Annotated in this window: 11 protein-coding genes; 1 reads left to right on the forward strand and 10 read right to left on the reverse strand. The window is 61.6% G+C overall.

From position 1 onward, the window contains the following. Positions 1–44: 44 nt before the first annotated feature. The 4 genes from AAC035_RS13185 to AAC035_RS13200 all read right to left on the reverse strand — a co-directional run bounded on the left by AAC035_RS13185 (position 45) and on the right by AAC035_RS13200 (position 2,993). Complete coding sequence (locus AAC035_RS13185) at positions 45–398, reverse strand: DUF1428 domain-containing protein (RefSeq protein WP_339804916.1); 354 nt, start codon at positions 396–398, stop codon at positions 45–47. Next, positions 395–793 (reverse strand): YciI family protein, encoded by a 399-nt coding sequence (locus tag AAC035_RS13190; RefSeq protein WP_339804918.1) that lies wholly within the window; start codon positions 791–793, stop codon positions 395–397. Before AAC035_RS13190 ends, AAC035_RS13185 begins: the two co-directional genes overlap by 4 nt. Before the next feature lie 24 nt (positions 794–817). Further along, complete coding sequence (locus AAC035_RS13195) at positions 818–1,645, reverse strand: YciI family protein (protein ID WP_339804920.1); 828 nt, start codon at positions 1,643–1,645, stop codon at positions 818–820. Between the two features lie 97 nt (positions 1,646–1,742). Beyond that, positions 1,743–2,993 (reverse strand): RNA polymerase sigma factor, encoded by a 1,251-nt coding sequence (locus tag AAC035_RS13200; RefSeq protein ID WP_339804922.1) that lies wholly within the window; start codon positions 2,991–2,993, stop codon positions 1,743–1,745. A gap of 140 nt (positions 2,994–3,133) precedes the next feature. Between AAC035_RS13200 and AAC035_RS13205 the strand changes: the two genes are divergently transcribed. Continuing rightward, complete coding sequence (locus AAC035_RS13205; protein ID WP_339804924.1) at positions 3,134–3,817, forward strand: lysozyme-like domain containing protein; 684 nt, start codon at positions 3,134–3,136, stop codon at positions 3,815–3,817. Positions 3,818–3,841: 24 nt separating this feature from the next. On the opposite strand, the gene AAC035_RS13210 is transcribed toward AAC035_RS13205, so the two are convergent. From AAC035_RS13210 to AAC035_RS13235, 6 genes are all read right to left on the reverse strand, one after another. Further along, complete coding sequence (locus AAC035_RS13210; protein WP_339804925.1) at positions 3,842–5,092, reverse strand: MFS transporter; 1,251 nt, start codon at positions 5,090–5,092, stop codon at positions 3,842–3,844. Positions 5,093–5,187: 95 nt separating this feature from the next. Next, positions 5,188–5,721, reverse strand: a complete 534-nt coding sequence (locus tag AAC035_RS13215; protein WP_339804927.1) for an Mpo1-like protein — start codon at positions 5,719–5,721, stop codon at positions 5,188–5,190. Positions 5,722–5,904: 183 nt separating this feature from the next. Continuing rightward, the gene (locus AAC035_RS13220; protein WP_339804933.1) at positions 5,905–6,255 is read right to left on the reverse strand and encodes a YdbL family protein; all 351 of its coding nucleotides are present in this window, start codon (positions 6,253–6,255) and stop codon (positions 5,905–5,907) included. A gap of 53 nt (positions 6,256–6,308) precedes the next feature. Then, a complete protein-coding gene (locus AAC035_RS13225; RefSeq protein ID WP_339804929.1) occupies positions 6,309–6,536 on the reverse strand; it encodes a YnbE family lipoprotein in 228 nt (75 codons plus the stop codon). Positions 6,537–6,605: 69 nt separating this feature from the next. Continuing rightward, positions 6,606–9,284, reverse strand: coding sequence for a YdbH domain-containing protein (locus AAC035_RS13230; protein ID WP_339804931.1), 2,679 nt, complete (start codon positions 9,282–9,284; stop codon positions 6,606–6,608). 40 nt (positions 9,285–9,324) lie between these two features. Further along, positions 9,325–10,293: nitronate monooxygenase (locus AAC035_RS13235; protein ID WP_339804932.1), on the reverse strand; the 969-nt coding region annotated here is incomplete at its 5' end.

The raw sequence follows: 10,293 nt of genomic DNA on the forward strand, positions 1-10,293 counted from the left end.
AGGCTGGCTGTTGCCCAATGGCAAGGCCAGCCTCAGTTCGTCCATCAGGCATCCACGATCATCTGAAAACCGCCATAGATCATGCGTTTGCCATCAAACGGCATGGGGTTCACATCGGGCTGAATGCGGGGATCTTCCATCACCTTTTTCATGCCGGCATCCCGCACTTCCCGGGAGGGCCAGATAATCCAGGAAAACACCACGGTTTCATCCGGCTGGCATTTCACTGCCATGGGAAACGAGGTCACCTTGCCATCGGGCACGTCGTCGCCCCAGCACTCCACCATGGTCAGTGCGCCGTGGTCCTGGAACACCGGAATCGCCAGTTTCGCATGCTCCCGATACTTCTCCTTGTTAGCGGTGGGCACCGCTGCCACAAATCCGTCTACATAGCTCATTGCGCTGTCTCCTGTGCAGTCCGGGCATTGGTTGTCTCATCTTTCGGGGGCAGCTCCCGCACCGGCCGGATTTCCACACTGCCCAGCCGGGCCGGGGGAATGTTGCGCGCCAGGTGCAGAGCTTCATTCAGGTCTCTGGCCTCCAGCATGTAGAAACCCGCCAGCTGCTCCTTGGTTTCCGCGAACGGGCCGTCAGACAGCAGCACTTCGCCGTCCCTTAATCGCAGGGTGGTGGCGGTATCCACCGGCTGCAGCGCCTGTCCCGCGAGATAATGACCCTGCGCCGTCAGCTTCTCCACACAGCCGATACACTCCTGATTGAGGTCGTGCCACTCCTGCTCCGTCATGCGGTTGATCAGTTGTTCCTGGTAATACACCAGCGCCAGATATTTCATGGTTTTCTCCTTTTCCAGCTGGTGTCAGCCCGGCTGGTCACAGTTAATCATCCAGTCCACCCCAAACCGGTCCCGGACCGCACCGAACCGGTAGGCCCAGAAGGTTTCCGCAAACGGCATTTCGATCTGACCACCGTCAGCCAGTGCATTGAAGACCGCCTCGCCACGGGCAACATCGTTGTAGGAGATCTGCACCGAGGCGCTGGCCGGCACCTGGTACTGATCTGCCGGCATATCGGACCCCATCAGATAACGCCCGCCCAGATTAACCGCACCATGGATGATCAGCGGATGCATGGCCGCCGGCACTTCCCCTGCAGCCGGACTGTTACCGTAAGTCATCATGTCCTCGACAACGCCGCCCAGCAGTTCTGCGTAAAAGTTCAGTGCCTGCTCGCAGCGACCATCAAACATCAGGTACACATTGAAGGCGTCCGGGCGCTTTTGCAGACTGGCTTCCAGTTGCAGATGCCGCTCAATGCCCGCACCGGGCTCGAAATCCTCCATGTCGAAGTAACGCCGCAGCTCCAGGCGCACATTGCCGTCTGCATCCATGGTGGGCCACTGACTGGCCCAGTGAATGGCTTCTTCCAGCGAGGCCACCTCCAGTATGGAGTACCCGGCGATCTGTTCGCCCGGGGGTTCAAACGGGCCCTGAAGCACCACTGGCTTGCCATCACTGAACTCGATCCGGCAACCCTCCCGGGTCGGAGTCAGGCCACTGCCAGTAACAAACACGCCTGCGGCGGCCATTCGCTCGTTGTACGCCGACATCTCGGAGAGCATGGCCTGTGAGGGCATGTCGCCCTGCTCGGTGGATGTATCGGCCTTTCTGATCATCATGAATTGCATGGCTTGGGTCTCCTTGTCAGCCGTTGTGTATTCATGAGTCGTCTGGCATGGAGGGAATTCGACAGGGGTCGCCAAAAAATTCTGGAACGGGACGTTCTCAGGGGGATGGCAGGGCGTATTTTCCGGTAGGAGACTGCAGGCTCTGAAGGCGTCGCACCAGGAATTGCCGCTCCGGCTCCTGGCGCACCAGCTTCAGCGCCTGCTCGTATGCTTCACAGGCTTCCGCCGGTCGCTGGCAGCGCCGGAAAAGGTCGGCCCTGGCGGCGTGATAAAGGTGGTAAGTCTGCAATACCGGCTGATCCGCCAGTTCATCCAGCCGCGCCAGCCCCTGCTCGGGGCCATCCCGCATGGCCATAGCCACGGCCCGGTTCAGTGCCACCACCGGCGTTGACTGAAGCAGGAACAACCGATCGTAAAGCCCGACTAACTGCGCCCAGTCGGTGACTTCTGCAGTGACGGCCTCACTGTGCACCGCCGCAATGGCAGCCTGCAGTGTGTAGGGGCCAGCGCTGCCCTGATGCAAGGACCGGATCAGCCATTGCTGGCCCAGGGCGATCTGGTCCTGATCCCAGAGCCGACGATCCTGGTCCTCCAGGGTCACCAGATTTCCCTCTGTATCCTGACGGGCATCACGGCGAGCGTCCTGCAACAGCAGCAGTGCCAACACCCCATAGACTTCCGGATCGGGCAGCAGCGTGGACAGCAGGCCTGCCAGCCGGATGGCCTCACGGGTGAGACTGACATCCACCACCTGGACACCGTCACTGCGGGAGTAGCCCTCGTTGAAAATCAGATAGATAACGTGGAGGACTGCCTGCAACCGTGGCTGCAGGTTGCGGGAGCCGGGAATCTCATAGGGAATGGCGGCATCGCGGATTTTGCGTTTGGCGCGGACGATGCGCTGGGCAACACTGGTGGGTTTCTGCAGCAGACCGGCGGCTACCTGTTCGGTAGTAAGCCCACAGACTTCCCGCAGGGTCAGGGGCAACTGGACCTCCAGAGCCAGCCCGGGGTGGCAGCAGGTGAAAATGAGGCGCAACATGTCGTCGTTGAAGACGCCCGGCTCGCAATCGGGAGTGCTGTGCTCCTCCTGTAATTGCCAGGAAGCAAACTCTCTGGCGGTCTGGCGCCGGCGGATCTGGTCGATGCCCTTGTTGTGTCCGGTGCGCACCAGCCACGCCCGGGGATTATCGGGCACTCCCTGCTCTGGCCACACCTGCAGAGCCGCCGCAAAGGCCTCCTGCATGACCTCTTCGGCCAGATCAAAATCCCGCAACAGGCGGATCAGGGTGGCAAGTACCCGTCGGGAGTGTTGCTGGTACAGTTCCTCGAAAGCGATGGTCGACATGTCCCTGTTCCCTGTCTCGCGGTGTTTCCATCACAATCAGCATAATCAGGAAAGGCTGATGTCGGCAAGAGCTGCGGCAAGTGCCGATAGGAGCGGACAGGAACGGCTGATAACGTGAGGCCAACGCAGGCAGGATAATCATGAAGACCAGAACCCGAAACCGGCTTACCCGCATGCGCTGGCACCTTCGCCACACGGTGATGCCCATCGTCTTTATCGGTTTACTGGGTACGCTGGCGGGCGGCTACAGCATTGATGTGCCGCCACCACCAAGGCAGCCGGACAACCTGTGCGCCATTTTCGGGGAATACCCTCACTGGTACGATTACGCCCGGGCGTCGGAAGACAAGTGGGGCACGCCCATCGCCAGTCAGATGGCGTTTATCTACTACGAGTCCAGTTTTCGCAGCCACATCCAGCCGCCCCGCACCCGCCTGTATACCCATCTGCCCTGGAAACGGCCGACAACGGCCTATGGTTATGCCCAGGCCCTGGACCCGGCCTGGCGGGATTACATGGCCGAGGCTGGCAGCGCTTTCGCTGACCGCACCCAGATTCGCCACGCGGTGGACTTTATTGGCTGGTATAACGACCGAACCCGGCGGCAGCTGGGATTGCCCTTAACCAACGCCCGGGATCTTTATCTGGCCTACCATGAAGGACCCACCGGTTTTCGCCAGGGACGTCACCTTGAGAAACCCGCCGTCCGGCAACTGGCAACGCGGGTGGCCGCCCGCACTGAGCGATACCAGAACCAGCTTGCGGAATGCGAGCAGGCCCTTCGCTGCCGACGATTCTGGCAGTTCGGGCCGTTTTGTTCCTGATCGCCGGCTACCCTGCGCACTGATTTACGGCGCGCTAGCGGGCGCCGCTTCTGCCTCAGCTTTGCCGGGCTCACCCACCGCCCATTCGTTCGGGAAACGGCGGATCAACAGCGTCAGCACGGTTCCGCCCACCAGCACCACAAAGGCAAAACCAAAGGCGATCCGGAAGTCGCCGGTCTCTTCAATCAGCCAACCGGCAACGGCCGGACCGATAAACTGACCCAATGCAAAGAACAAGGTCACGAAGCTGAAAGCAATAGGAATATAGCGGGGCGCCACCTGATCCGTCGCGCTGGCCTGAATCAACGCAAACAGGCCGTTAAGGGATATACCCATCACCAGAAAATGAAAGAAGAACATGGTCAGGGACTGATCCAGCAAGGGCAGGCCCATGGCGGTGGTTACCAGAATCATCGAACCGGTCAGCGCATTACCCCGGCCCCAGAAATCCGACAACCAGCCCCACAGCGGCCCCGCCACAATGGACATCAACCCCATCATCGCCACGTAGCTGCCGGCAATACTCTCGGCGTAGCCGGTCTCTACCATAAAGCTCACCATGAACACCGTCTGCACGATGTAGGTCAGGCCAATGGCGCCATAGACCGATGCAACAATGATAACCCTCGGGTTCTTGTAGATCAGCCACTTGTCCGCGGTGGGCGGGCGTTCACCGGCACCAGTCGCATGCTTCGGTGGATTCCGGACAAACACACCGATCATGGTGGCCACCAGCAACGCTACCACCGCAAACACGCCCCAGCTGACCCGCCAGCCGGTTTCGCCAAAAACAGTGAACAACCAGGGCACCAGCAGGCCGGCCACCAGAACCCCGCCGCCGACGCCACTGGTCATGCAGCCAATCACCAGGCCCCGCTTGTCCGGAAACCAGGTAGCCAGCAGTGACACCATGGGAGCAAACGCAAAGGCGGTACCGAAGCCCAGCAAGCCCATAAAGCCGGCAATGAACCAGAACCCCGAAACCAGGGCCAGGCCCACGAACCCGGCACTTACCGTCAGCATGCCGAAAATGATGGACGCCTTGGCACCCCAGCGGGCAGCCGCCAGACCGCCGGCCAGTACAAACCCGACGTAACATAATGCGGTGATGGTGCCGAGGATACCCGCCTGCTGGTAGGAAAGATCAAGATCCGCCCGCATGGCAGGCAGAATGACACCATAGGCAAGTCGGGCAAAACCGATCACTACCAGGGAAGTTAACGTGCCGCAAAACACCGTGATAAAGATGTTTGGGCGGGCCGTGCTCTGGGACATTGTTGCTCTCTTTTTTTGCTATTTCGGCTTGTTCAGCAGTTGTTGTTATTCAGTCCCTTGAGTGCAGCAAGCCGGACCGGATGGTCCGGCGGGCGTTATTGCGGCGCCGTGGTCTGCCGACGGTTATGTACCGGTCCGACCCGGGCCTCGATGTCCTGGTTCAGTGACCGGCAAAGGCCCAGCATGAAGGCCAGTTCTGCCACCACGAACAGTGGGCCGATCAACAGGCCCACCAGGTCGTCCACAAAGGCCGGTTTACGCCCCTCGAAAATATGGCCCACAAATTGGAATGCCCAGCCCACCACAAACAGACCGATCCCCCAGCCCAGCCAGCTGGCCGTGGAGCCGCTGGCAATGATGGCGGCCACCCATACCGTAATGGCCATCAACACCCCCATGACCATGCCGAAACGAAGGTCCAGGGCGAGATAGAACAGGGTACTGGCGATGGCCAGCAGCCAGACCGGCGAAACCGTCAGCGCCAGTCCCGGAAGCCCGAACACCGGCCGCGACAGCAGAATGGCAATGGCCAGCACAATCATCGGAATACCGATGAAGTGGGTCAGAATATTCCGCCGGTCCCGATGGTAACCGGCATAGTTGGCAAGTTGATCCGTTATTGTTTTCATGATGAACCTCCGGCAATCCGATACCCGGGACAGCACCGAAACCAGGTCAGCGGTGCGCCCGTTATCAAACTTAGCTCGCTAAGCGAATAAAAGCCAGAGGGTGACGCCGACATCCGGGCAAGGGCCATCCCGTTGAGTCTGATCCGTCAGGCGCAAATAAGCGCAAACCAACCTGGTGTCCCGTTATTTTCGGACCCAGCGACCGTCCACCTGGATGAACTGGCCGGCAGGCGTGCGCTCGATTGCTTTTTTTCCTGCTACGGCTTCAACCTGGGTGACGGGGATATCGTGACGCTCGGCAATTCTCGCGTACTCATCCCGGCGGGCATTGTTGATCATTCTGACGATGGTTTCTGCCTCACCACCGGCACTCACCACGCCCAGATAGCCGGTGGGCATTTCACCCACCAGCCCCTGCTGCTTGGCGGGTTCCAGTTGCGATTTGGCTTCCTCAAGACTTGTAGCAAACGCCGGCAGGCTGGTCAGCAGTGCCATCAGGGCGGTCAGGATGGCCACGCGGCCTGTGCGAATCATCGAATTCATGTAGTGCTCCTTAGCTTGGCACCGTGCTGTTTGACTGAGGCGGTTCAGAACAGGCCGCCTTCACTGAACAGGGCGTCAACCTCCCGGTCGACTTTGACGTATATCTCGTGCTGAATCTTGACGTTCAGATTGACGGTGATCGGCTCTTTCGGGGCCGCTAACTGAACCGTTGGGGTGCAGGCAGCGAGAATCAGCGCCAAAAGTGTGGCGACCACCCCGGTCAGCCAGGGCCTGCGGCGATTAAATTCGTGTGCTCTATCCTTGCCTACCATACAGAGTCGTCCTCCCCGGTTACTGGGAACCGGTCATAGCATTGGGTGTTGCGGTGTGCGGAAGACCATCTACGGCTCTGGCGCGGTCCGCCCCTGTTCCTGCAGCATCTTGCGTACCCGTTCGGTGACGGCTTCGTTGACCTTACCGCTCAGCTGCAGGCTGGTCAGCAGGTCCGGTATGTTCTCCTCGATCGTGATGTTCAGTCGAACAACCTGGCCCTGCTGAACCTCGGGATTTGAACCTTCAAGATTCAGGCCCAGTTGCAGGGTACCGCTTTCATCATAATCTATGGCGCTATTTAAAACAGAATAGCGGAAATTTTCCATGGCCTGGGCGACCAGGTCCATGGTCGGATTGCTCTGAGCAATGGCTCGAAGCCGGTCTGACGGGAATACCAGGGTGCCTCCCGGTGCTTCCGCGGTAACCCGTCCGCGCTCAATGGCAATACCGTCACTGCCCAAACGCAGCGGCAGGTAACCGCTCAGCGTGCCGGTGCCCGCAAGGCCCTCCATGGGATAGGCGGTCAGCAGGCTGCTTAGCTCCAGCTGCCGTATCTGCACAGGAATAATGACCGGAAGCTCCGCCATCGACCAGCGACGGGGTTCAACCACCAGATTGCCACCCAACAAACTGGCGTCCACCCGTCGAAGTTCCACCGTGCCGGAAGCCGGCGAGCCGATCGGAGCCTGGTAGGACGCTGACAGGGTCAGGGGGCCAGCTGCGATGCCCGGGTTCACCTGGGCCAGGGTAAGGTCGGTGGTTTCCACCTGCAGCTGGTTCTGCGCCAGTGAGAAAGGCAGCTGTCCGGTGAGTCCCGTCCAGGCCATGCGGTCGTAGACCCCGGACAGCTGGTCGAAGGCAAGCTTACCGGACAGGCTCAGCGGGACATCTCCCGGCGATTTCCTCAATGTAATATCCGTGGTCATGGTCCCCTGATCAAAAGTCAGCAGGGACGGCCAGCTGGTCAATACACCCGCCAGCGCATCACTACCCGACTTGCCCTGCCAGCCTCCGGAAATATCCAGAGCCAACGGGCCGCTCAACGGCCAGTTCAGAACCATGGCTAACGGCCCGCCGGACGCAGGCCGCAACTGGACATCCAACTCTATCTGACTGGTGCTTGCGCTGCCCTTGCCCTGCAGACGCCAGCTCTGGGTCTTCAGCAATGGATGACGAATGCTTCGCGCACTTAGCTGCACCGGGCCCGCCACTGTCAGCTGGTCCAGCTGTCGCCGCTCCCCCGCCAGACTGTAGGCAGCTTTCAGCGTCACGCCCTCTGGCTGCCAGCTCAGTCCATCCAGCCAAAGGTCCGCAATCGCGCTACCTTCCGCCGGATCCAGGTGGGCGATCTCCAGTACCGAGCCCCGCTCAACGGTAAGCTGCAATCCGTCCAGATCTGCTGTTCCGCTCACCACCAGGTCAGCCCGCAGGGTCTGCAACCGCCAGTCCCCGGCCTGCCAGCCTGGCATCTGGCCCCGCAACCGGGTTCGTCCCAGCTGCAGCTGCCAGGGTGCACGGGTCGCCACCGCCAGATGGGACTCAAGCCTCAGTGGCTGGGCGCCCTCAGTGGTTACGGCCAGCCGCAACGGTAGCATCCCCGCATGCCCGGAAGGCCGGGGCAGCAGCTCTGCCGGGGTGAGACTTATCTCCAGTGCCCGGGGTCGCAATGCCTCGGGCACAGCATTGATCCAGCCTCCGAGACCGGTCAACCGCAACCGGCCCTGTGCAGCGCGGGCCAGCCAGCGCCCGTCTGCGTTCAGATCGAGGGCCAGGTTGCCCTGTACGGTGGCCACTCCGGGAATCGGCCAGGGCTGCGGCAGCTGTGCCTGTAGCCGCACATCCCCCTTCAGATCCGGGTGACGCAACAAGTGGACGGCGGGCTGGTCAGATACGGACTGGGGCCAGTCGAGCTCCCACTGCAGAGCCAGAACGCCGGCGTCCGGCTGATCCGGCAGCGGGTTGGCGGGTAAATCAAACCAGTTGCTCAACCGTTCCAGCAGCCAGTCGGCCTGAGGCAGTTCCGGTGCTTCCAGGCGCCCCTGCCAGTGAACCCTGGCCGGTAGCAGGTTTTCCGATGGCCGCCAGTCAGAGATCAGGGTCACCAGTGGTTCGCCCTCTGCCTCAAGGCGGGTATCGAGACGGACTTGCTGAGGCCACTGACCGTCCGCCTGGGCAACAAGGCGCATGGGATGGGCCGGGTCATCCAGTGTCAGGTTGACGTTGAGGGGCAACAACGATCCGGCCCGGGAGATATCCACACTGCCGCTCAGGGCACATCGGCCGGCCCGGCAAGGCAGGTTCAGACGAAGCTGGTCAATTTGCAGGTGTTCGGGCAACCACAGTGGCAGATCCTGCTCAGAGAACATAGCGGATAATGGCTCGTCCGGTGGCGCCATCGGCTGTTCCTGTGCTTGCTCAGGAGGCCAGTAATCCACCTGCAATTCTTCCACCCGCAGGTTCTGCAACGTGGGTCGCCAGCTCTGCCAGCCAAGGCCGGCCGTGAGATTGAGTCCCTCCAGACGCAAACGCTGTCCCGCCGATTCCCGCTCAACAGTCACAGCGCCCAGCTGCACCGACCCTGGGCGGACGCCGGCAAAGCTCAGCTCCAGCCCCGTCCAGTCAAGTTGCACGATGCCCTGGGCCTCCAGCCAGCCGGCCCACCAGCTGCGTAGCCAAAGGCTGCTGCCGACGGCCAATAACAGCAGCACGGCTATCGTCACCAGCAGAGGCACCCGCCGTCTTGTCATGGTTCCCGCTCCATCAGGACGTTATCCGGTCTTCCGGGATTCAGTCCGGGCTAAGGCTGCGGGTCAGCTCGGCGGCCGGAATGTCCCGGCATCCGTCAGGGTTCTGACCACTCCACAATGGAGAAAAGTCACCGAGACCGCGGGCCTCCGCCGCCGTGCGCAGGGGTGCAATGGCTGAGGTCGCCAGCGGAAACTCCGATGGCAGGTCGCTGATGGGGCCCAGCTCGCGGATCACCCGGTTGACAATGCCGCGGGCGGGGCGACCGGAAAACAGGTTGGTGAGCGCAGTATGACGGGCCGCCTCGCTTTTCAGGGCGTCCCGGTGCAGTGGCCGGGTGGTGGCTTCCGGACAAAGCAGATAAGCCGTGCCCACCTGGGCCGCAACAGCTCCCAGTGCCAGCACCGCCTGCAGGCCCCGGGCATCAGCAATACCGCCGGCGGCGATCACCGGACAGTCTACGGCGGCAACAATCTGCGGTACCAGCGCCAGGGTGCTCACCTGGGTAGTCAGGTCGTCGGTCAGAAACATGCCCCGGTGACCCCCTGCCTCCAGTCCCTGGGCAATCACCGCGTCGGCACCGTGGGCTTCCAGCCAGCGGGCTTCCTCAACGGTGGTGGCGCTGGACACAACCCGGGCGCCCCATCCCTTGACCCGCGCCAGCAGATCCGGCTCCGGCAGCCCGAAATGAAAGCTGATCACCGCAGGCCGGAACGGCTCTACGATGTCTGCGATCTCATGGCTGAAGGGCGCCCGGCCCGGTCCCTCCGCAATGGTTTCCGGATCGATACCGAACTCCCGGTAATAGGGGGACAGCCCCTGCCGCCAGCGGGTTTCCCGGGCCGGGTCAGGCTTTGGCGGGGTGTGGCAGAAGAAGTTGAGGTTCCAGGGCTGGCTGGTGCCGGCCCGGAGCTTTTCCAGCTGCTCCGCCAGCTGATCGGCAGACAGCATTGCGCAGGGCAGCGACCCCAGACCACCGGCATTGGACACCGCGATGGCCAGGGCGCTGTC

It is taken from the genome of uncultured Marinobacter sp. (assembly GCF_963974375.1).
In the GTDB taxonomy this organism is placed as follows: domain Bacteria; phylum Pseudomonadota; class Gammaproteobacteria; order Pseudomonadales; family Oleiphilaceae; genus Marinobacter.